The sequence below is a fragment of the Candidatus Nitrosotenuis uzonensis genome (assembly GCF_000723185.1).
Taxonomy (GTDB): Archaea; Thermoproteota; Nitrososphaeria; order Nitrososphaerales; family Nitrosopumilaceae; genus Nitrosotenuis; species Nitrosotenuis uzonensis.
On the sequence record NZ_CBTY010000008.1, the window covers coordinates 69,187 to 91,858 of the forward strand.

Here is a 22,672-nt window from a genome sequence, read left to right on the forward strand (position 1 = left end):
GACTAGGCAAGAGGACACCGGCTTGTCCGGCAGTAGTTCATTTAGAGAACGATGCGCTTGAACTCGTTAGTCTTTGCAACGAATTCAAAATCAACGTCTGCCCTTGCTTTGTACTTGTAAGAGTAATCAAGGCTAATTGCCTTCTCAAGAGTTTTGAGGCCTTCTTGGACTTTGCCAGCTCTGACAAGACTTGATGCTTTGTTGTACAGAGTTACTGTACTGCTCGGCCTTTCCTGCAATACCTTGTCATAGCATGCTATGGCATCATCGTATCTTGCAAGATAGTGCAGTGCCAGACCTTTGTTTATCAGGGCAAGAGTGTTTTGGGGGGAATTCTCTAACACTTTATCATATGATGATATCGCGTCATGGTACCTACCGAACTTGCCATAAATGTTGCCGCACCTTACAAGCGAATCCAAATGGAGAGGTTCGACCTGCAAGATCTGCTTGAAAATTGCAAGCGCTTTTTTGGGGCTTCCAAGGTTTAGCTCTGTTATTGCAGCGTTGTAAAGACGTTCTATGTCATTCAACTATTTTGTTATCGGCTTGCCCTTCTGGTCTGCCGCCCTTTCTTGGTCAAAAGTTGACATGTGTTGTGGGTCTCTATGCATATAGCTGTATGACTCGCCTGGCTTTTTTCTGCAGAACTTTTTATGGACAGCCTCTTCCACCTTTAGAGTGTCCTCGTTTTCGTGAGCCATTTTCTTACCGCAGTCCTTGCAAATTATCTCGGGCATATGGCTACTCTAAATCGAATCTATTTATTTTATTCTAGCTGTGGTAAGGCATGGAGGTCCAACCAGTACCATTTATTATCTGGTCTGTGATCTCCGCCGCGGTCTTTGCGGCAACTGCTTTTGCATACAGGACGTATCTGCAGAAAAGAAAGAGCAGTGATTAAAGCTTGGCAGCATCCTTCAGGTATGCCAAAATCCCGGTATAGTCTATATCGCCAAACCCAGCATCGACTGCATTCTGGTATACTTCGTTTGCTTTGGCAGACATGGGAAGGTGTAGGCCAAATGATCTGGCTGCCTCGTTTATGGTGTCAAGATCCTTTTTGAGATTTCGTAGCGTGAACGTGGGCTCAAAAGAGTCATTTATCATTTTGTAAGCTTTGGTCTCACTCATTCCAGTTTTAAAATACGTGGAATTGAGTATCTGTAAGAATATTTGAGGGTCTATTGATGCCCCTCTGGCAAGGGTAATGCCTTCTGAGAGTGCAAGTGCGAGCATTGCTATCTGAAGATTCATTGCAAGTTTGACTGAATGTGCTGTCCCAATATTGCCAAGATAGAAGACTTTGCTTGCAACCGTCTTGAAGATCTTTTCGTATTTCTCATATGCGTTTTTGCTACCATCTATCATCATGACAAGTTGCCCGTTTATGGCAACGTTAGGCCCTCCCATGACAGGTGTCCCAAGATATGTTATGTTTTTTTTCGCAAACTGTTCTGCAATCTCTTTTGCGCTGTTGGGATTTATTGTACTCATATCTGCCACTACGAGATCGTCTCTTGCGCCGCAAGAGATACATCTATCTCCAAATGAGACCTTTCTTACTGCATCTGCATTCTTTACTACTACAAATACGATCTCTGATTTTTCTGCAACCTCTTTTGGTGAATCTGCTACATGTGCACCGTTTTTTTCAAGCTCCGCGGTCTTGCTTTCTGTCCTATTGAAGGCGTAAAGCTCATGCCCTGACCTCAGAATGTTCAGCCCTACGGCGTTTCCAAGAAGCCCGGTGCCAACAAGTCCAATCCTCATGCGGTGTTATTCTTCAAATGATTATTTGTATTGTGCACTATCGCAATTCTTCTGCAGAGACTTCCCACTTGCCGCCAAGCCTTGATGCTGTAAATGCTATGTGTCCTATTACCTTGTCTCCCTTGCGAACCATGCCGTAGTCCTGCTTGCTTATCTTTAATATGCGTTCTTTGGTCTTGTAGCTTCCCTCAATAACTTTGATCTTAAATCGCTTGCTAACTTTGACGATGAGCTTTCTTGCAACCTGTATGTCCCCTATCCAAGAAAACATCTCAAAACTGCCGAAATTCTGTGTGGTGATCTCCTGACCGTAAAGCCTTGCCTCGAATTTGAAATTGTTTTTCTTGGCCTCTTCGTTGAGCCAGTCAACCGCTTGCTGTCCATATCCTTTCTCCACAGCAAATGTTTCGGAATCGCTTTTGACCATATCCGAAGTGATCCTAACCCGGTCTTATTCTATCATCTTGAAAAAGGTTAAATCCTAAGTCAAATCAGATCAATCAATGCAAAAGTTTGCATCGCTGTTTCTATTTGTAATAATTGGTTTGCTGACGTTATACTTGAATTCCGCATTTGCACAAATGGAAAACGAGGAAGCAATGGAGGATGCTACGATGGAAGATGAAATGATGATGACGATGGCAGACGATGTGATACTTCCACCATTGCAGCAACTCAGTCTTGGTGTGAATCCACATGATATAGAATGTCGCGACGGTCAACAGCTGGTCTTCAAGGCAAGTAACTGGCAACCTGCATGTATAAACGAGTCAAGCTACTCAGTTTTGTCTGCACGTGGCTGGATCGCACAACACGATCCAACTCATGCCGATCTGGAAAAAATGATGGAAAAATATATGGAAAACCACCCACACGAATCAGAAACTGATGACGGCCAAGTTGACATAAAAGAAGAAATCAAAGTAGATGGACAGACCGGAGTTAACGGCACTACTGTGGAGGAACCAAAAAGCCACGTAATTGAGCTTCGGGAAGACATGGAAATGGGCGCAAACTAGTGAAGGCGTATCTGATAAACAATTACACAATTCAGTACAAGAATTTTTAATGCATTGTAGATTAGTGCGTGCCATACTCGAATTCTAGATTTGGAGCCTATTAGCAAAAGATGGATCTGGTTCGTCTTCCCTATTAACATAGCAGCCGAGGGGCTGCACACCGTGATTCCACTCTTTGTCATACGACTAGGCGGTGGAATAAGTGAGGTATCTGTGGTAATATCTGTTCATTATGGAACTGCCGCACTCGGCTCTATATTCTGGGGAAAGATTCTTGACAAATATCACGCAAAAAAAGCTGTACTGCTAGTCGCGTTTTCCATGATTCTTCTTAGCTGTGTGTGGCTCTACTATACGGACCAAATACCTATAGTGTACGCAATATCGGCACTAACAGGACTGTTTCTAGTAGCACGCGGGCCTGTAACACAAATGCTCGTAATGGAAACTAGTCCGAACAATCAATGGAGCAAATTTTTTGCTAGAACATCTATTCTTTCCACATTTGGAAGCCTTGGCGCCATGCTCATAGGCGCAGTCTGGAGCTTTTACTTTGATACACGCCAGTATTTTCTTATCTGTGCCATTTCCACTGGAATCGCAATAGTAATCAGTCTGCAGATATCAAAGACACACTTTCACATTGAGCGCAGTATGATAGCTCACTCCATCCATGGAATGCAGCATATATTCAGTCATTTTAGGTTCCACAATCATTTTGTATTTCCAAAGGTTCCTGAACTATACGACTTTAAGCATATCATAATAATTCTCAAAGGAAAGGTCTCACATGAGATAGGATTTTTGTTTCTGACTAATTTTATGTTCTACTTTGGCAGTAACATGTATTTTACAGCACTCACACCATTCCTCAAGCAGCTTGGCCTTGCAGACTCTACCGTTTTCACGCTTTACTTGATTCAGACATGTGTGATGGCAATGATATTTTTCTTGGCCCCGAAGATAATTGGTAGATTGGGTGAGGAACGATCCATGATACTTGCTTACGCCCCAAGAATCAGCGGCATATTGGTTGCGGGATTTCTTGTCAACATGTTTTTGATGCCTAACTCTCTGATCTTTGTTATAATCTCCATGTGTCTTATGGTACTGGGATTCTCAGTTTATAGCACTGCTAACTCTGTTTTACTCTTCAAGACAATTCCAAAAGGATTTGAGGGCACGTATCTTGGCGTCAACAGTTCGATGATTGGTATGGGTGTATTTGGCGGAGCTCTCAGTACAGGCATCATAACAAAATCATTTGGATATACAGAGACATTTCTCATAGCGTCATTTGTACTGGCCGGCTCGCTATTCCTATTCAGACTCTATTTGCGTCATCGACTCTCAGGTAGAACTGGAAATTAAAAAATTAAAAAGAAAAACTAGTCGCTTCTTGGAAGCTTACCGTTTTTGTCAAATGACAGCTGTGTGGCGGCACTGGCCCCTGCATACTTGACGTTGTAGTCCTTGGTCAGCTCTATCATCTTGATCCTTTTTATTGCAGATTCGGTCTGATAGGCTTTCCATGCTTGTTCGCTTGTCCCTCCGCCTGAGAGCACTTTACTGCGCGCATCCTGCGCTGATTTCACCTTGTCTTGCTGGTAGTTGAACATGGCCCAGTATATGGATTGAATTTGCGCCGGCTTGTCTGCTACAAATCTCTCAAACGCGTTCTTTGGCGTGTATGGTTGATAGTCCTTGTTCATCCTCTCCAAATCAGAGCTCAGCTTTGCCTGAGCTGTCTTCTTTGCCTCTTGAAGCATGAGTGATTTTTGTTCTTGGATCTTTTTTGTTTGCTGTATCTCCGCTAGAATTTTTTTTGACATCTCAATTTTCTTGAGTATTTCCATGGCGGCAGGATTCTTTTTTATTTGCTCTGTTGCCTTTATCGTGCTGTCATCAATTGCGAAGCTTTCCGTTGCCGCAGTTATGATCACAAAAAGTGACATCATGCATGCGCAGAAAGCTAGTCTTCTTGCCATTAAGCTGAGCAAAGTCTGATTTCGTATTTAGCGATTTGACAGAAATTTGTAGCAATGCTTAAGTGCCTGATCAACCAAGAAGCACAATTAAAAATGCCTGCCGATCAAGGACCAGCGTGATCACGGTAGACTGCAGGGAGGCCGAGCATCTCAAACACGAAATGGCAGTTTTTGTTTCCGACTGGGTAGGTGCAATACCTAGCACCAAGCTGCATGAATTCATGCTATCCCCGATTGAGAGTGAACCGCTTGACAAAGCGCGAGTTGTAAATGCAATACGAGAGTTTTTTGCATCAATTGGTGAAACAGGTAACTATGCTGTTCTGCCAAAGGATAACCACATCCTGATAAAAGCTCTACACGAGAGGCCTAAAGAGACGGCAAGACCTGTCCAGTCGCTGTTCTCTTGCGTGCACTGCGGATACGTAACGCCGTACGAGGTGCTATGGCAAAATCACATGAAAATGCACTATCTCTGAGCCCAAAATGCCGTAAATGCAAACCTTCTTGTCAGCGGCAACCTTGATTCTAGGACAAACTCGTAACTGGGAAACATCTGTGAATAATGCTTTGCAAATGAGACTGCAGCAGAATGCGTATTGAACACCGTTCTCAACTCACTTATGCTAACTTGGAACCCGAGTTTATCGTATACTGCTATCCTATATGGTTGAGGAACCTCGCATTTTCTTGTAAAAAACCACAGGGAGCCGAACACACCCACAAAAATCATGGTTATAATAGTCTCAATTACTCTGCCCACAACTAGAGTTCGCAGCTCGAATTATAAGCATACTGGGCACAAAAACGTCTTATATTCAATTGAGCGATACTCAAATGTGGACAAGACAGAATCTGACAAAGAAATTCAATGTGACAGCTGCCCTATTGATAGTGCGATCTCAAAGATAGCTAGGCTGTTTAGGCGCAAATAGGGAAAAATCTTTTGGCACGTCTGTGAAGCTGATGGGATTGACTGGCGCCATAAAAATAGTGTTCTCAAAGCCCGAATACATCGGAATGGCAGCTGTGGTTTTTGTGGCAATGTTCTTCATACTTGCATATCTGTCAGAATTTGTCTTCTTTGAGCCATATTTTGTCTTGTACGTTCCAGCTGACAGAGCTGTCTCGTTTGTAACGTTGGTCACAGTGGCCGCAATGTCCGGGCTTGTCATTCCACTTAGTGTGTTCAGACTCATACTGCTTAACGTGCAGACCCGCAAGATTGGAGGAAGCTTCATTGGCTCACTAGTTGGCGTCTCAGCAGGCGCATGCAGTTGCGGCCCTGTTGGGTTTGCGATAATCTCTACATTTGGTGCTGCAGGCGGAGTGGCAACGTCGTTTTTGACGGCGTACGAGATCCCACTGAGGCTTGTATCTATTGCAATACTTGGCGTGGTTTACTATACCGCATCAAGATCCATACGAGCTGAATGCAGGATAAAGTAAACGCTCTGAATCACAAACGACTGTTGTCGCGAGATAGGACTTGAAAGGATGATTCAGGCGTTCTTAATATTACAGAGCGAATGTTGAATATCAGAGAATGTGTGTTGAGAATAAACAAACCATGTCTTAATATTGGAACGTCTTGACAAACAAACCACAATTACCAAAAAGTTAGTTTTTACAGACCTGATATTCTATGAACTGCAGTGCTGCCATACTGTTATGACAGTATTGTTTGTACCAGCGAGGCCTAGCAAGCGCACGTTGCATCCAGATTCTGATGACTCTGATGGCACAGCCTAAAACGTCATGCGTCTGTAAGAGCCTGCTGGAACGATAAGATCCTCTGTTTCTTGGGGATGGAATATCTTTGCAAGTATCTCTATTCCAGTGATCGTCCTTATGCTGGGTTTTGAAAAGTAGGAATTTGCATCAACACAAAACACATGATCTTCTTTGACTGCTCTAAGATTCTTCCATGTTCTTTTTTCGGCAAGACTTGAGACGCATTCTGCAGACGTGCGTTCTGCATCAAAGCCGCACGGCATCATCACAATAATGTCTGGGTCTGTGGCTGCTACCTCCTCCATGCTCATTCTCCTTGAGTGTTTACCTGCTTCACCGATTGCGTTAATCCCGCCTGCAATCTGAACCATCTCTGGAATCCAATGGCCGGCAGTAAAGAATGGCTCGACCCACTCGATACACAAAACCTTCGGTCTTGTCGCAAAGTTTCTTGTTTTCATTGTATTGACTCTGTTCTGCAGTGTTGTGACAAGTTTGGCGCCTTGCTCTTCACTTTCAATTTTTCTTGCAATATTTCTAACGCTTTCAAGTATGTCTTGTATAGAATGCGGATCAAGCACTTCTATCTGCGGTCTGTAGCCTAGGATCTGCAGTGCTTTATTCAGCTCGTTAGTATGTGCTGAGCAGACAGCACATGTTCCCTGTGCTATTATCAGGTCTGGCCTGGCATTTCTTAGTGCATCCTCGTTTACAATAAAAAGATCCTCACCGTTGCGGGCAAGCTCGGATACAGTCCTGTCGATCTCAGCTGAGCTCATCTTATCGGAATCAAAGACTGATCTTATCACACGCGGTTTGCTCTTGGCCGCCTCTGGATAGACGCATTCATGAGTAACGCCCACTATCTTCTCATGCGCCCCAAGCTCAAATAACAGCTCAGTTGCGCTTGGAAGAAACGAGACGATTCTTTCAGCAACCATGCTGTTACAAAGGTCATGCGAGATTTAACTCATCTTTACACTATAGTGCATCAACAAATCAGGCTAAATAGCGCACAATAGTAATTGTATTGTGGGGCCAACTGCAAAAGATGTTCGTAGAACAATAGAGCAAAACTGGAATGAATATCTCTCAAAATACGCAAACCTCTTCTCCTCTGACTCGATCTCAGGCTCTAGCCCACCATCTGTCTTTGTAGGCTCTTTTGGTTATCCAAAAGTGGGAGTGGGACCGATGGTCCCGCCAATTCACGGTGATACCAGCCTACTTGATACACCTGAACGATGGCTTGGAAAAACACTCGAGGAAATAGTGAATTTTAGATTAAATCTTGTCAGAGGAGTACAAAAAGTCTCAGTGCATGCTCCGAAGGGACGATACATTGAGGACCTGCAGGAGATTGCGATGGCAAATAACACGCCAGACTCTGAAATAAAGTTTGAGAGAAACACCGTTCCGGTCACAACAATAGATGGCGAGTCTGCACCGTTTGGACCGATAGGAGAAATAAAGAGTGCAAAATTCTCTGGCATCTCATCCAGCAAACCAATTGAGAAAATCTACTATGACAGGGACATGAAGGCAGAGGATGCAATTTTATCGCTGTATAATTCTGGCATTGAGATCTCAAAGATACAAAAATGTCTCTCGATAGGTATGTTCGGAAAAAAACGCAGGATGGTGCCGACAAGGTGGAGTATCACTGCAACTGATGATGTAATATCAAAAAATATCATAAGTGATATTCTGGATCATCCGAGCATCGACAGCTATGAGGTGTTCTCACACGAACACCTCGGAAACACATTCTCAGTATTGCTGTTCCCCCACAGGTGGATATTTGAGATGGAGGAGGCCTGGTATACAGAGTCAGGACAGATAGGTTTTGGGGCGGATGCGGAAGATGCAAATGGTCTTGATCACTATCCTGAGATAGCTGGAGCCTACTTTGCGGCAAGACTAGGTGTTGCAGAATACCTAAGAGAGAAAAAAAGGCAAGCAGGAGTACTGGTCTTGCGCGAAATACGCCCAGAATACGCGGTTCCTGTAGGGGTGTGGCAGGTAAGGGAAGCTATACGTGCCGCAATGAAAGGCCAGCCGGTCAGGACGGAAACACTCGAGAAGGGGATCGATGAAGCATGCAAAAAAATGAGTATCAGCAAGGGTGAATGGCTTGCAAAGGGAACCCTGCTCAAAATGCTAAAGCAAAAGTCAATCACGGACTATTTTTAATCGTAATTTTGGCAAACCTCCTTGAAAGCATTGGCACGGATCATTCCTACCATATTCTTAAATCCAAATCCTCAATTGCTATTGCATGAGACGATCACGTGTCTACAAGGCTTACGCAGATGATCGACTTTCTTATACTGTGGAGTTAAAGTCGCATCATATGGATGAAAAAGTGAAGTAATATGGCCCAGTCTACAGCACCATTGCCACCAGCCCCCGTACTGATGACCTGTTTTGGTCACTGTGGAATAGGCCTTGGAGCAGAATCCTATAGACGTCTCCTGCTGGATGTGGGGGCAGACCCGCTCAAGCCAGTATTGAAGGACACAAAAGACGAATCAAGAATCCTAAAAAGATATGGGAGTACCATACTGAGATTTCCCGGGGCATACACGGGAGGAGAAACACCACTCATACCAAGAGCTCTACTCGTGGATCTTGACCCGAGAGCGGCCAATCTTATTTTACAGTCTTATCCTGATCTGTTTGCACTCCGAGACAAGCATGTGATTCATGGCGCCGGAGGAGCGGCAAGAAACTGGGCGGAGGGAAGATCACGATTCAAAAACGAGGTAACGCAGAAATGGGATTTTGCAAAACAGCTTACCGCACTGTCCCCTGAACCAGTAAGGGGTTACACCGTGCCGTTTGCTATGGGTGGAGGCACAGGAAGCTCATTTGCATGCTCGTTTATCGAGTTTGTCAAAAGCAACACAAAGGAGCATGCAACTATTGCTACGCTTGGACTATTGCCAGAATTTGGCTGGGACCCTGTCATACTGGAGGCTGCGGCAATTAACATCGTCATGAACCTTGAATATCAAATAAAGTATTCTGATTGCTCATTCCTGTTCTCGAACAAAAGACTGCGAGAGCTTGCGCACAAATACGAAAAACGTGTAGACAAGATCCCATCAATAATTGACGATCTTCCAAAGGAACACGAGGTAGGCTGGAAGGATTACAAGGGAATGAACCTTATTGCTGCAAATGCCATATCGATGTTTATCTCTTCATTTGCAAGAGAAACCGAATGGGACATGTCAAACTACAGAACGTGGCTTGCAACAAAGAGGCCTAAATTTGCAATACCATGGGTCATACCGGTTCTTCCTGATGAAGATCAGTGGAACCTCAACCAGATAACTGGAAACAAGCACAATACCATGGACTCTATAATTGAAAACCTCAACAAAAAACAGGATGCCATACTGTTTGACATAGACGAGACAGACATTCGAAACTACGGTGGACCAAAAGACTCTTGCTGTGCGCTTGTGAAAGTAAAGGGCGACTTTGACATCAAAGAAAGAGAAATTCTCAAGCGAGTCATAAAGGAGAGATTCAACATCGAAGATTCTAGAATGATATTCGTTAAAATCCCGATAATGGACAAGGAACAGGCAAATGTAACGATCCTTGTTAACACGAAAGCTATAGGCCCCAAGATACTAGAGATAGCAAGAGAAGCAGAGGAATCTTGGGATGGATACAAGGAAGAGTATGGCCGATGGGGCCTTACAACTGAAGACTTTAAGCAATCACTCATGGATGTAGTGCACCAGTTCAGCTAGTCGGTGAGAATCATGGCCGATTTTAATTATCTTGAAGAAATAGCACGACAAATCAAGACAAACAGAAACTATCTTAATCAGATCGAGGAAGAGCTCAAGATAATCAACATGAAGCTACATGAGCTTCCGTTGAAAAAACCAACAGAAGCGACATTTGCAAAGATGATTGGCACACAATACGAGGACCAGCAGGAGCAGCTTGAAAAATCAAAGGCAAACCTTGAAGCAAAAAAAGAAGAGCTTACAAACGCGGTAAAATCGGACACTTCTAAATTCATCTCGGAGATGACCTCGCCAGATCTTGTAATCCCGCTTGACCCAAAACCCCAGTTCAAAAACGGCAATGTGATGTTCCAATACAAAGACGCAACAAAATTCCATAATCTGTTTGAGTTCCTAAGTGAACTACTAGGCCTTAGTGCGCCATTGGTTGTAAAAGACGTGCTGCTGTCCTCAACTGAAGTGATAATTAAAGTCTCAAACGAGTATGATGCAAAACAAAAGTTCATCTCGTCTATGAACGAGATACAAAAGACGCTTACTATCAAGAAGAAATAACCGCCGGTTTTTGGTGCGGAACCATATTATCAAAAATGAGATTTTCCTGTTATTGTCTTATATCGTTATACTGACACTAGGTTATGACCAAATCAAAGTTTGAGAATCAAGAAAAGAGCAATCATGAGCATTTAGTGGACACAAAAATGACAAGAAAGTATCTTGCATTTAGTCCATCCGAGACTGTTGAAAGGATTGAGGATGTACTTGATTTTAAGGCAAGAGAATTTGAAACGATAGGCTATGTTTATGCAATCGATGAAAATGGAATTCTTGTAGGTGTTGTATCGCTAAAACAAATACTGCAATCAAAACATGGAACGCAGCTTAAGGAGATAATGAACACCAATGTAATTTCGCTCAAACAACACGAGCATCAGGAGAGGGCTGTGTATGTTGCACTAAAGCATGGTCTCAAAGTAATTCCAGTTGTAGATTCGGAACATCGTCTTCTTGGGGTGGTCACACAAAAGTCAATTCTTTCTATATTTCACCACGAATTCAGAAAAAATTTGTTTAGAACTAGTGGCATCAAACATGTTAAAGAAATAGAATCAATGGATACTCCAGTGTTCAGTCTTGTCAAAGTGAGATTTCCGTCACTATTCATAGGGATGCTTGGAGGGCTAATAGCTGCCTCGATTGTCACAAATTTTGAGCATGTGCTCAGCTCCTACATCGCACTTGCATCGTTCATACCCGTCATTGTATATCTTACCGATGCAATAGGAACTCAATCACAAACGTTGGTGGTAAGACTACTTGCTATAGAGCCAGGATTTCCAGTCTCAAGATATGTCTTGCGAGAAATAAAAATTGGGATAATACTCGGATTTGTCTTTGCTGCGATGTTGTTTGTAGCAGAGATCGTTGGTTGGCAGCAAATCAAGCTCGGAATAGTTGTAGGTATGGCTGTATTCTTTAGCATGATCTTTCAGGCATTCTTTTCCACGTATCTTTCAATCGCTCTATCGAGGATGAAAAAAGATCCTGCAATTGCATCAGGTCCGATTGCCACAATAATAAGTGATGTAACTACAATAGCTATGTACTTTGCAATAGCAATGATGATTCTACAAATATTCTGAACTATTCGGCGATACTACATCTGATGGTTTTTATTCGCTAACAAATTTCAAAAATCTATTGCAAAACAAGACTCTGGTAGCGGCAATACTGATAATAATCGGACCGGCCATGTTTGCACTAGTCGCATATCCTGATACGTTCAGTCTAAGCTGGAATCAGGGAAGAGGAGGTTTTCTGTTTGCAATGGCGTTCATAGTCGCAGAGCTTATCGGTCTGAGACTTCAGATATCGAAGACAAAACTGCTTGCGCTCATTCCGTTGGCTGCGTTAGTAATTGCATATCTTGTGAGCCTTGATTTTGGCCTTCGTGATTACATTACTGACTCTGCCAAACACTACAACGTCAATCTGATATACTCTTGGACATGGATGTGGGATTTTATTGTCATGGGAATATTCGTTGTCGCGTCTGTAAGCATTTTGTTTGGGAAAAGATGGGTAAGAATAGCTCCAGCAGGTCCTATATTTCTGTGTGGCAGCGCAATAATACTTTCACTTGATGCATTCTTCCCTTATGACACGCTGGGTCCGCTGCAGTATGTAGTGCCGTATCTGGTAAAGGCAAACGTCTCAATAATTGAGTTCTTTGATCTTGGAACTGCCATAGCACGAGACAACCTCATGTTCCTCCGGGGAGAGCATGGCTCGATGGCACTACAGGTATTCTGGCCGTCGGCAGGTGTGCATAGCGTGATAATTTACTCGCTTGTAATGATGGCGTTTCTACTTAAGATGAATATACCGAGAAAGCGCAAGCTCATCTATTTTGGAATAGGAATACTTGGAACAATAGGAGTGAACATGATACGAATATTCTCGCTTTCAATATTTGTGCTCAAAGTATCTGCAAATCCAGTCAAGTTTGAAGAATTTCACGGTATAGCAGGCGAGATAATGTTCCTGCCGTGGTTGTTTGCGTATCTGTTTCTTGTGACTGCGGTAGAAACAAAGCGCCTCAAAAAGCAGACAGCCTAGAAAAAGTTTGTAATTGAGCTTTGTCCTTCAAAATCTGAAAGTTCAGATACCTTTACACCGAGCCTTCTTACATCGATTGATTGGTCTGTGAGCGCTTCTTGCAAAAGTTGCATTGCTGTTTTTTTCAACTCGTCAATACTGGATGTGGGGTTTCGTAACATTCTTGACTTTGTCTTGTTGGAAAGATCCGACTGAACGAACTGAATTCCAACTGATTTGAACATCTTACCGTTCTTTAACACAACATTGTGGAGCTCAGTGCAGATTTCGTCCAGGTTGGCTGCAAGAAAGTTAAAATCTCTGGAATCTTCTTTGAGGGTGGTAATCTTGCTGTATTGTATGGTGGGTTGTCTTTGTGCTACTGGCTCATCATCTATTCCCTTTGCAGCATTGTAGATATACGCTGAAATCTTGCGGCCAAACATTTTGTTGAGTGTAAATATGTTGATCTCTTTTAACTCCTTGATAGTTTTAATTCCAATTTCTGCAAACTTTTCCTCTGTGACCTTTCCTATGCCGGGAATGTCTCCTATCTTTAGTGGATTCAAAAACGATTCTATGTTTGCAGGCTCTACCACTGTCAACCCATCCGGTTTTCTGAATCCTGATGCAATCTTTGAGACAATCTTGTTGGGTGAAACTCCTATAGAACAGGTAAGTTTTACCTCATCTCGGATTTTGTTTTTTAGCTGCTGAGCATGATGCGCTGCTTTCTGAAAGTCACCGTCAGTACACAAAGACACGTCAAGATACGCTTCATCCTTTCCTACGTACTCGAAAATATCGGCATGATTCCTTATTATTTCCATTGCCCGTTCTGAAATGTCAGAATAATATGTAAAATCAGCTGGCAAGAATACCGCATCTGCAATTGTGGCAAGTCTTGCCTTTGCAAATTTAATTGGCATACCTGATTTGACTCCATATTTTCTTGCAATATAGTTGGCAGTTGCAATTGCACCACTGTCGCCACCTCTATCGGAGAATATGCAAACCGCTACTGGTCTGGTCTTGAGTGATTGATTTCGTATCTCCTCACATTGCGCAAAAAAATAATCAAAGTCTATGTGGAATACAATCCTTTTGTCCAACACAGCAAATATCCAAAAAATGCTTATTATCATATCGAAAAACGTGATACTCTAAATACCGTGCTCACAACTTATAGTTGTGCCATACCCTGTTTCAGCCGATGAAGGAGGTATCAAGATAAAGCCTGAATACATGGAGAAAGAAAAAATGTATTACTGTCTTCACAAAGAAAAGCTTCTTTTGGTGTTCAAAGATGAACAAGAATTTCTCAACTGTTATGAGATAGAAGACCAAGAAATACTTCAAAATGTAAAGCAGTGCAATGATCCTGATGAGATTGAGAAAGCACTAAATGCTTTCCTTGTAAAAAAGGACATTAAACATTAAATAAACGCAGAATATTCAGATCAAATTATAGGTTAACGTAATGAGTGATCAAAACAACCCTACAGACGCAGAACAAATCATTGCGGAATCCCAGCAACTCAAAGATGTTGGAGTAACACATGAAGATGATTCCAAAAAGACGCGTGATGTGATTTTTGTAGGTACCAAGCCGATAATGACGTATGTGACAGCCACGCTAACGCAGCTATCTACGCAGCCATTTGTTACAATAAAGGCGCGCGGTCAGAGAATTACACAGGCAGTGGATGTTTCTCAAATGATTGTAAAGCGAATGAATACTGTGGGATACAAGATCAAAGATGTCAGGATTGCCTCTGACTCACTCCAATCTCAAGACGGTAAGACAAGGAATGTATCAACTATAGAAATTGATATTACAAAGGCATAATTACTTTAGACTCTCAGTAATTGTAGGCATAGCGATAATCGCCTCGCTCATTTTGTTTCAAAACTTTAACTCGTGCCCAGCGCGACAGTTTGCAATAATTGATGAGATAATAGCATACGAGAGAACACTTGATCCTAATTCATGTATCTCGCTTGTAGAAAAAATACACCAGTTAAACTCAGAGTGCAGCTCAGATCTGGAAATTGTGGATTGCGGATAGATAGTCTAACACAAACAACACACCAAAATAAACTAGCACAATATTAATTCCTACTAAAAGTGCACGATATTTTCTGCTTGACAGTAGGTGTGCTCCTTTTGCTGACAGTGAAGATACGAGTGTGAGCCATGCATAATCCATCCATATGTGTAGGCCGAACATGATCAGAATCCCCCAGAATGCCCAGAGCAAATATGCATCGGAGATTATCTTAATGCCTATTGTGAACCACCAAACAAGGAAGAATGGGTTAAGTCCTGTCAGTAACACGCCTGTGAGCAATGAACCGTACCTGGATTTGACAGTGTTTTGCTCTGCCTTAAGCGATGAGCGAATTTGCAGTGCAGCAAATGCAAATATGCTCAGCGCACCGATGATGCTTACTGTGGCCCGGAACTGTGGTAGTGACTCTAGCGTAAGAACTCCTATTCCGATCAGAATCACAAGAGGAAGCTCTACAAGTGCGTGACCGTGGGCTATCTTCAGACCTGCTTTTGCACCTTCTTTTGCACCACTGCTTACAGTGGCTGCAAAAAGCGGTCCTGGGGCCATCACGCCAGAGGCTGAAATTATTATTACTGCGGCTACCAGCTGGTATATCTCTTGCAATTATCCGTACATCGAGTCGCGCAAAGCCCTAGTTTCCTTCTCGGTCTCCCTGATTTCTTTTTCTGCTATCTGTGCCTGCTTTTGCATCATGGTCAAGTCGCAGGAAACGCCTGGAAGAAGTTTTGAGACTGCCATACACAGGTGAACGCTTGACTTAAAGTCCGGACTTGCATTGCCGCCAACATTTACTAGGACTACTATCACATTCTGGTCGTGCAACATTCCCTCGTTTAGCAGTGCTCCTGGAATTCCTGGGATGGTTCCATGTTCCAATACTGTCATGCCTGCATACTTTATCTTCTCACGCGCATCTACCGTGCTTCCAGCAGCTACAACTTGGCTTTCCGCCCCTTCAGGAAGGTTCATCGGGGCACTACTGACTATTAGTGCACACTTGTTCTTTCTTGCCCAGCTTAGCATCATTTTTGCGATAGGGCGGTGATATGGTTCGTTTATCGTAAGGTACGAGCTAAATATCCCTACTTTGAGGTCTGAATTAACAAAGATTCTTGTAGCGTAATTTGGTGTTCCGTCCTTGATTACAGATACGGTTGGAAAGTCTATCGAGTCAACGAATCCGACAAGCTCGTACTGGGCAGTGTGCATCAGCGATTCGCTTGCTATGGCGCTGGTAAACCCAACCGATGGGAATCCGTCTATTAGGTATCCTCCCTCTATGTTGTATTTTTTCGTCTCTCTTACCCAGAGGCGGGGAAACATACTTTTTTTCATTTATTATAACTGATATACTTTCTGAAATTTTACGTGATTTTCGCCAAGAGTGCTCTATACAAGAATGGCAGCATTGTTGTGATCTCTGCATGTATTGTAGTCTGTTTTGCAGATTGGGTAACCTTTCCCCATGATATTGCCTCTCTTACCAGCGCACCGCTAAGACTACCATCAAATTCTTGGGCAGTAGTAAGATAAACAGCATAGTCTAGGCCATCGCGATACTGATTCCACCAAAGAGTATGATGTTTTGATATCCCGCCTCCGAGCATGAGCGCACCTGACTTTTTTGCTTTGAAGATAAGGCCTGACAAAAAGTTAGCATCCTCAATCATATTGAGCTTAAAATCGGGATGATTCTGCGCGAACATCCAGACTTGGCTACCCACTGCACCATCCATTATGCCTGGTACTATTACCGGTATGTTGTTTTTCTGTGCCCAGTAAAGAAACGAGTCGTCTCCAAGTCTTTTTCCTATTTCTGCAGTTATCTGTGCAGTTGACATTTCTTTCCTGCCTTCCTTATATGCATCTTCAAGTATGTGTTGGACTTTTTCCTCTATGAGGGGACCGTAGCTTTCCATCGGGACAAGAACATTCCCTAGCCTGTGTATGTTTTGGTCTGCAAGTTGGGCATCATCCATGGTAAACGAACCCTGCTTATAATGTGAAAAATGTCTTGCGATATCGTGATCAAGTGCGCCACATGTAGTTAGAACCACGTCGAACCATTCTCTCTTGATCATATCTTTTATTATGCCTCGGTTGCCAGTTGAGACGATCGCACCTACAAACGAGAGAAACTTGAGGCAGTCTTTGTCTTGTATCATGGCCGCTAGAATTTCGAGACCTTCTGCGAGGTTTCTTGCCTCAAATCCTCCAGAGTTTGCCATCTGGGAAAATATCTCCTCGATTTTTGTCTGCTCTGTTATTGAGATATCCTTGACGGGGCCTCCTGGCTCAATCATACTGATATCAACATTTCTCGGTTATAAAACTGGATGCCGCTCAGACAAACTTGTGGTGATCAGAATATCTTGATTTTCTTGGCTTTTCATATTTTTTGAGATCGAATTCTGCGTACTTGGCACTCTGGCCTGTAAGCAATGTTCGGCTGGGAATCATCACACCGTTTTTTTCAGTCATGTCTGTTATTATGCTCTTTCCTCCGTATTTCCAACTCTCTATATTCGCAGCAAGAACTGGCATGCGATTTTCTAGTGATCGAACCTGCACGTACATGTGCCATGGAACAATTCCGCGCCTCACTATTCTGGACGGTGAGAGGAGCACTTGGGCACCCTTTTTTCCAAGCATCTCTGCAACATCAGAGAATACCATATCATAGCATATTAAAACACCAAATCTGCAGCCAGATTTGAAGACTTTTATCTTTGTGCCTGCTTGAATCTTGTTCCGCTCATAGTCGAAGGGGTGAATCTTGTCCTGTTCTCCAATAATGTCTCCTGATGGGCCTATGATGGGCGCAGATATGACGAGACTGCGTTCTTTTTTATGATAGAACGCACCCGCAATCACAGTCATGCTGTATTCCCTTGCTATTTTTTTGAACTCGTAGAAACGCGCATCAAAATCATCAATTCTGTTCTCATTTAGCCACTGTTCGGGAAGACATACAATGTCTGTCTCACTCTTACCAAGTCTCCTTAGCATTCTTGCAGCAGCTGCAATCGCACGTTCATCATTATCATGTGCCTGCATCTGAACTATGCCTAACTTTGTCATACTGCTTGAATCGGATCCCAGCAGTAATTAAATGCGCGCTGACAAACTTGATAGCATTACAACAATTGTTTGACTGGTCAACTAAACTTGTCAATATTTGATTAACAAACCTGATCTTCAAAGGTAAGCATTGGTTCACATCAAAAAAGTCGATATTTTCGGTTTCAAATCATTCGGATTTACAAATACCACAGTTAACTTTGAGCCTGGACTCGTCTCAATATCTGGCCCCAACGGATCCGGTAAAAGTAACATCCTTGACGCGATAATCTTTGCTCTTGGCGAAAACAGACCAAAAATAATGAGGGTGGACAAGCTCCGATCTCTGATCCACGACATCGAAGGCACTCGACGTGGAACAAAGATGGCACGTGTGAGCCTGCATTTTGACAACACCGACAGAAAGATCCCGGTAGACTCTAACTCGGTTGTGATAACAAGGGAGATGGACGAGCACGGTGAGAACATATACTATCTCAACCAAAAACAGACAAACAGGAATCAGATTCTGGATCTTTTGGAGGTTGCGAATGCAAGCCTCAACCAGCTTAACGCAGTACAGCAGGGAACGGTGACCAGAATATCCGAGTTTACAGCCGAGGAAAAGCGAACCGTTATCGAAGACCTGATAGGACTTGCCTATTTTGACGAGAAAAAGACAGAGTCTATAAAACAACTTGAGGATGCCGACAGGCGTCTTGAGGTTGCGCTTGCAAGGATGGATGAGATCAAAAAAAGGATAGACGAGCTTGAGGTGGAACGTAACCTAAAATTAAGGTATGAACTGATAAACCGCGAAATCGGAAGATTCCATGCAATATCTGCATCCAACAAGATGAAGGTGATTCAAGCAGAAAAAATCTCAAAGGAGAGAAGCATGCATTCGCTTGTCTCAGAGGCAAAAAAACTTGACGAGGAACGGGCTAGGCTGAAAAAAGAAATCGCCGAGCTAGAGTCCCAAAAGAACGCATTCATGGCAGAAGCCAACGCATACAATCAAGCAAAGGCATCAATCGACTCGGAGATAAGCGCTGCAATGCAAATCTATGAGAGCGCTAACACTGAAACAATAACAAAAACGAGGCGGTTGGAACAGATACTTGCAAGACTACCTGAAATATCGGCAGAACTTGAACGTCTTCATCAAACTCGTTCTGAGATAGAAGCAAAGATTGCGGAACAAAAGACAATTCTGGCCCAAATACGGGAACAAAAGAATCAGTCATTTCAAGAAATCAAGATACTGGAATCGGAAATATCTCAGGTATACAAGCAGCAAGCTCAGGTAATAGCGCAAAGAAAGGAGGTGGACAGCAAGATACAGAGTCTGACATCAAAGTTGACAAACGCCAGAATCACTTTTGGAAAAATAGAATCTGAAATCGAGGACTCTGAAACTAAAATCGCGAATAACCAAAAACGACACTCGGAACTTCTGGAAGAGGCAACAAAACTTGATCAGCTAAAAATAAGACTGGAGTCAATCAGAACAAATCACAAGGATGCTGTTGCAGAGCTCAAATCAAGGATAACTGAGCAGACATCCAAGCATGAAAGAGTCGAGCGCGATATTGAGGAGATAACGCAGATATTGGAAAAGGCCTCAAGGGCTGCCGCTCAATACGATGCAAAAATCAAGGTCGTAAAAGGAATAATGCATGAAGATTACACCATCGCAAGTCTCAAAGAGCACGGCGCGGAGCTTGGAATCGATGGACTTGTTTATGAGCTGATAAGCTGGGATAAGGAACACGAACGAGCAGTGCTAGCAGCTGCATCCGACTGGATAAAGTCATTTGTGGTAAAAGACTTTACAACGCTTCTTAGCCTTGCAGAGATAGCCCGTACAAAAAAACTACCAAAGCTGAAAATAATCCCACTTGAGGCAATACCGAAATTCTCACTCTCACTACCTCAGGACCATGGCGTAATTGGCATACTGTCTGATTATGTAAGATGTGAGGAAAAGTTTGCATCACTCAAAACATTCTTGTTTGGAAATATCGTCCTTGTAGACTCGCGCGAGTCTGCCATGCGCATCTCTAAATCTGGCTACAAAACAGTCACGCTGGAAGGAGAGTTCTTTGAATCAAAGGGCAGCGCTGTAATAATAGATATCAACTCCAAGATATCCAAACTGACAAAAATAATCTCAATGAGCACGTCTGTTGACGGGCTCAACCAGTCAATCAACCTGCTCAAAAAATTCATTCAAAAGAAGAGGTTTACACTCAAAAAAATCGAAGGAATAGTGGAAAGCTACAGAGAACGTCTCACGATATCTGAAACCGGTCTTACGAATGCGGAGATGAGCTACTCTGATTTGAAGGTAAAACTTGCAACTATTGCAAAAACGCGCGACCAACTACATTCGAGAATATCTCAGCTGCAAAGACATGTTGAAAAACTAAGGGCGGATCGTGCAAAAGAAGAGTCCTTCATCGCATCGCTTGAAGAAAGGATAGCGATGATGCATGATAACTATGCTGACGGCGAGACAAGCAGGATAGCATCTGACCTTTCCAGGCTTAATCAACGACGATCTGATCTTATGACAAAACAATCTACGATAGTAAACGATCTCAGAGAGAAAGAATCTGAGCTTGCCACACTTGCAGCCCAGGAGCTTGGTGAGAAGGCAAAGATGCGAAACCTGCATGAAGAACAAACAACACTGAACCGAGAAAGACACGAAATCGAATCGCGCATCAACGCCATTGCCAAGGAAAAGGAGATTGCGAACGAAAATCTGGTCAAGCTAAGAGAAAAGGAACAGCAACTAATTGCAACATCTGGCACATCAATTTCCAAACTCCAAGAGTTTGACCAAAGACTATCGGAGCTCAACGAACAAGAACGCTCGATCACCAAGGAGATAAACGCATACGAAAGACAATCTGATTCACTTGCAAGGGACATAAAAGATATAACGGAAAACGAAGTCAAAATACAAAAAATTCTTGAAAAATACGGCTACGAAGAAATTACTGAAACATTTGACGTTGATTCAATTCTCAGCTCGCTGGAATCCGAAATGAACTCGCTTACATCCAAACTCAACGCAACTGCACCAGAAACATATGTAGAAGTGTCTAGCGGATACCGCTCAATGTCTGATAGAAAGAACGAACTGGAAGCAGAAAGAAACGCTATAGTTGCATTCATTGAGGAAATAGATAAGGACAAGCGCCAGACGTTCCTTGAGGCATTTGACAAAGTCGACAAGGAGATACGTGAAGCATTTAACACTATGACTGGCGGCGAGGCATGGCTTGAGCTACAAAATGAGGACGATATATTCAATTCCGGAATATCTTATCTTATCCAGTTCCCAAACAAACCGAAAAGAGAATCGACCTCTATTTCCGGCGGAGAAAAGACACTCGCTGCAATAGTATTCGTACTAGCGCTACAGAAGCTAAAACCTTCAGTTTTTTACCTTTTCGATGAGGTTGACGCACACCTTGATGCGCCAAACTCTGAAAAGCTTGCCAAGATTATCGAACAACGCTCCGAAGGTAGCCAGTTCATAATGGTCTCACTAAAAGACTCGGTAGTCCAGAAAGCAAAGCTCATCTACGGTGTGTATCCAAAGAACGGCGTCTCGCACGTGGTCACATACAAGGACAAACGAATGCCATCAATCACCGGATGATTTTACTGCAAAGCACGCTACCTTTCTTTCACCTTTTTCCTCAAGGGGAGGCTCTACCGTACATTTATCAAACGCATAGGGGCACCGAGCAATAAACCTGCACCCTTGGTATACATCTGCATCTGATGGCTCGTTTATTCTGATTGTCTTTTTACGATGCAGATTTTTTGGGTCGGGTTCTGATATCGCGTCAATTAATGCCTGGGTGTATGGATGCATCGGGTTTGTCAAAACATCGTTGATTGGGCCAATTTCGACTATCTTTCCCAAATACATGATGGCAATTACATGTCCAAAGTATCTGGCTGTTGCAAGATCATGTGTGATGTATATGAAGGAGATTCCATGCTTTTGCCTCAAGCTTTCCATGAGTTCAAGAATCTCTGCTCTCACAGACACATCAAGCATGGATACTGGTTCATCTGCGATTATCATCTTTGGTCTGAGTACAAGCGCCCTTGCAAGCACAACGCGTTGTCTTTGTCCTCCTGATAGCATGTGCGGATATTTTTCCATTATCTCCAGCGCCGGTTCCAACCTGACTTCGTGCAAGGCCTCTATTACCATCTGCTCACGCTCTTTTGCATTTCCAACATTATGAATCTCAATTGGTTCTGCAACAATGTCTCTTATTTTCATCTGTGGGTTTATCGAGTCATACGGATCCTGGTAAACCATCTGGCACCCCATTCGTATTTTTCTTAATGATTCAGTGCTATCTGTAATCTCATCTCCATCAAAGAACACTTTTCCAGAATCAGGCCTAATTGCTCTGAGAATCATCTTTGCTACAGTAGATTTGCCTGATCCTGATTCGCCTGCAAGTACTAGTATCTGTCCGGCATTAAGTGAGAAGGAAACTCCGTCCACGGCCCTGACTACGCTCTGCTTTCCAAGCCAGCCTTTCTTGACAAAATGCTTTACCAGCTTCTCAACTCGCAGTATCTCACTCAATGCATATTTTTGTATTGATGAGTAT

General features: G+C 43.0%; 26 protein-coding genes. 13 read left to right on the plus strand and 13 right to left on the minus strand.

Going from position 1 to position 22,672, the window contains the following annotated elements:
- Positions 1-41: 41 nt before the first annotated feature.
- The 4 genes from NITUZ_RS02885 to NITUZ_RS02900 form a co-directional block, all read right to left on the minus strand.
- Positions 42-533 (minus strand): tetratricopeptide repeat protein, encoded by a 492-nt coding sequence (locus NITUZ_RS02885; RefSeq protein ID WP_048195123.1) that lies wholly within the window; start codon positions 531-533, stop codon positions 42-44.
- On the minus strand, positions 534-740 hold the full coding sequence (locus NITUZ_RS02890; protein WP_048195125.1) for a hypothetical protein: 207 nt from the start codon (positions 738-740) through the stop codon (positions 534-536).
- Between the two features lie 160 nt (positions 741-900).
- Entirely contained in the window at positions 901-1,773 is an 873-nt protein-coding gene (locus NITUZ_RS02895) for an NAD(P)-dependent oxidoreductase (RefSeq protein WP_048195127.1), read from the minus strand.
- 37 nt (positions 1,774-1,810) lie between these two features.
- Positions 1,811-2,200 (minus strand): hypothetical protein, encoded by a 390-nt coding sequence (locus tag NITUZ_RS02900; protein WP_048195129.1) that lies wholly within the window; start codon positions 2,198-2,200, stop codon positions 1,811-1,813.
- Positions 2,201-2,276: 76 nt separating this feature from the next.
- Between NITUZ_RS02900 and NITUZ_RS02905 the strand changes: the two genes are divergently transcribed.
- A complete protein-coding gene (locus tag NITUZ_RS02905; protein WP_048195131.1) occupies positions 2,277-2,792 on the plus strand; it encodes a hypothetical protein in 516 nt (171 codons plus the stop codon).
- Between the two features lie 90 nt (positions 2,793-2,882).
- Positions 2,883-4,163: an MFS transporter gene (locus NITUZ_RS02910; protein ID WP_244443795.1), complete on the plus strand. Its 1,281-nt coding sequence runs from the start codon at positions 2,883-2,885 to the stop codon at positions 4,161-4,163.
- A 17-nt stretch (positions 4,164-4,180) separates the two neighbouring features.
- Here the strand turns inward: NITUZ_RS02910 and NITUZ_RS02915 are convergent, their stop codons facing one another.
- Complete coding sequence (locus tag NITUZ_RS02915; RefSeq protein WP_048195133.1) at positions 4,181-4,780, minus strand: hypothetical protein; 600 nt, start codon at positions 4,778-4,780, stop codon at positions 4,181-4,183.
- A gap of 116 nt (positions 4,781-4,896) precedes the next feature.
- Between NITUZ_RS02915 and NITUZ_RS02920 the strand changes: the two genes are divergently transcribed.
- Entirely contained in the window at positions 4,897-5,259 is a 363-nt protein-coding gene (locus NITUZ_RS02920; protein ID WP_048195970.1) for a hypothetical protein, read from the plus strand.
- Here the strand turns inward: NITUZ_RS02920 and NITUZ_RS02925 are convergent.
- Positions 5,250-5,543, minus strand: a complete 294-nt coding sequence (locus NITUZ_RS02925) for a hypothetical protein (protein WP_155991275.1) — start codon at positions 5,541-5,543, stop codon at positions 5,250-5,252. The two genes, NITUZ_RS02920 and NITUZ_RS02925, sit on opposite strands and share 10 nt — an antisense overlap.
- 203 nt (positions 5,544-5,746) lie before the next feature.
- Between NITUZ_RS02925 and NITUZ_RS02930 the strand changes: the two genes are divergently transcribed.
- A complete protein-coding gene (locus tag NITUZ_RS02930) occupies positions 5,747-6,229 on the plus strand; it encodes a hypothetical protein (protein WP_052370047.1) in 483 nt (160 codons plus the stop codon).
- A gap of 299 nt (positions 6,230-6,528) precedes the next feature.
- Here the strand turns inward: NITUZ_RS02930 and NITUZ_RS02935 are convergent, their stop codons facing one another.
- Positions 6,529-7,455 (minus strand): cobalamin-binding protein, encoded by a 927-nt coding sequence (locus NITUZ_RS02935; protein WP_048195135.1) that lies wholly within the window; start codon positions 7,453-7,455, stop codon positions 6,529-6,531.
- 91 nt (positions 7,456-7,546) lie between these two features.
- On the opposite strand from NITUZ_RS02935, the gene NITUZ_RS02940 reads away from it, so the two are divergent.
- From NITUZ_RS02940 to artG, 5 genes are all read left to right on the plus strand, one after another.
- On the plus strand, positions 7,547-8,707 hold the full coding sequence (locus tag NITUZ_RS02940; RefSeq protein ID WP_048195136.1) for an Nre family DNA repair protein: 1,161 nt from the start codon (positions 7,547-7,549) through the stop codon (positions 8,705-8,707).
- A gap of 182 nt (positions 8,708-8,889) precedes the next feature.
- Positions 8,890-10,281 (plus strand): FtsZ/tubulin family protein, encoded by a 1,392-nt coding sequence (locus tag NITUZ_RS02945; RefSeq protein ID WP_048195138.1) that lies wholly within the window; start codon positions 8,890-8,892, stop codon positions 10,279-10,281.
- Positions 10,282-10,293: 12 nt separating this feature from the next.
- Positions 10,294-10,839, plus strand: a complete 546-nt coding sequence (locus NITUZ_RS02950) for a hypothetical protein (RefSeq protein WP_048195140.1) — start codon at positions 10,294-10,296, stop codon at positions 10,837-10,839.
- An 83-nt stretch (positions 10,840-10,922) separates the two neighbouring features.
- On the plus strand, positions 10,923-11,927 hold the full coding sequence (locus tag NITUZ_RS02955; RefSeq protein WP_048195142.1) for a magnesium transporter: 1,005 nt from the start codon (positions 10,923-10,925) through the stop codon (positions 11,925-11,927).
- A 58-nt stretch (positions 11,928-11,985) separates the two neighbouring features.
- Positions 11,986-12,903, plus strand: a complete 918-nt coding sequence (gene artG / locus NITUZ_RS02960; protein WP_081844844.1) for a thaumarchaeosortase — start codon at positions 11,986-11,988, stop codon at positions 12,901-12,903.
- Here the strand turns inward: artG and dinB are convergent.
- A complete protein-coding gene (gene dinB, locus NITUZ_RS02965) occupies positions 12,900-13,994 on the minus strand; it encodes a DNA polymerase IV (RefSeq protein WP_048195978.1) in 1,095 nt (364 codons plus the stop codon). The two genes, artG and dinB, sit on opposite strands and share 4 nt — an antisense overlap.
- Before the next feature lie 79 nt (positions 13,995-14,073).
- Here dinB and NITUZ_RS02970 point away from each other — a divergent pair, with 79 nt between their 5' ends.
- From NITUZ_RS02970 to NITUZ_RS09970, 3 genes are all read left to right on the plus strand, one after another.
- A complete protein-coding gene (locus tag NITUZ_RS02970; RefSeq protein WP_048195144.1) occupies positions 14,074-14,322 on the plus strand; it encodes a hypothetical protein in 249 nt (82 codons plus the stop codon).
- A 79-nt stretch (positions 14,323-14,401) separates the two neighbouring features.
- Positions 14,402-14,731: a DNA-binding protein gene (locus NITUZ_RS09800; RefSeq protein WP_420887308.1), complete on the plus strand. Its 330-nt coding sequence runs from the start codon at positions 14,402-14,404 to the stop codon at positions 14,729-14,731.
- Positions 14,712-14,951, plus strand: a complete 240-nt coding sequence (locus NITUZ_RS09970; protein WP_048195146.1) for a hypothetical protein — start codon at positions 14,712-14,714, stop codon at positions 14,949-14,951. Before NITUZ_RS09800 ends, NITUZ_RS09970 begins: the two co-directional genes overlap by 20 nt.
- Here the strand turns inward: NITUZ_RS09970 and NITUZ_RS02985 are convergent.
- From NITUZ_RS02985 to NITUZ_RS03000, 4 genes are read right to left on the minus strand one after another with little or no spacing between them, the layout of a single operon-like run.
- Complete coding sequence (locus NITUZ_RS02985; RefSeq protein ID WP_048195148.1) at positions 14,922-15,560, minus strand: LysE family transporter; 639 nt, start codon at positions 15,558-15,560, stop codon at positions 14,922-14,924. The genes NITUZ_RS09970 and NITUZ_RS02985 overlap by 30 nt on opposite strands.
- The gene (locus NITUZ_RS02990; RefSeq protein WP_244443796.1) at positions 15,561-16,292 is read right to left on the minus strand and encodes a proteasome assembly chaperone family protein; all 732 of its coding nucleotides are present in this window, start codon (positions 16,290-16,292) and stop codon (positions 15,561-15,563) included.
- Between the two features lie 29 nt (positions 16,293-16,321).
- Positions 16,322-17,260 carry a deoxyhypusine synthase gene (locus tag NITUZ_RS02995; RefSeq protein ID WP_048195150.1) on the minus strand — a complete coding sequence of 313 codons (939 nt, stop codon included), beginning with the start codon at positions 17,258-17,260 and terminating at the stop codon, positions 16,322-16,324.
- A 40-nt stretch (positions 17,261-17,300) separates the two neighbouring features.
- Positions 17,301-18,038: a carbon-nitrogen hydrolase family protein gene (locus NITUZ_RS03000; protein ID WP_048195152.1), complete on the minus strand. Its 738-nt coding sequence runs from the start codon at positions 18,036-18,038 to the stop codon at positions 17,301-17,303.
- 130 nt (positions 18,039-18,168) lie between these two features.
- Here NITUZ_RS03000 and NITUZ_RS03005 point away from each other — a divergent pair, with 130 nt between their 5' ends.
- Positions 18,169-21,693, plus strand: coding sequence for a chromosome segregation SMC family protein (locus tag NITUZ_RS03005; RefSeq protein ID WP_048195154.1), 3,525 nt, complete (start codon positions 18,169-18,171; stop codon positions 21,691-21,693).
- Here NITUZ_RS03005 and NITUZ_RS03010 read toward each other — a convergent pair.
- Entirely contained in the window at positions 21,679-22,647 is a 969-nt protein-coding gene (locus tag NITUZ_RS03010; protein ID WP_048195156.1) for an oligopeptide/dipeptide ABC transporter ATP-binding protein, read from the minus strand. The two genes, NITUZ_RS03005 and NITUZ_RS03010, sit on opposite strands and share 15 nt — an antisense overlap.
- Between the last annotated feature and the right edge of the window lie 25 nt (positions 22,648-22,672).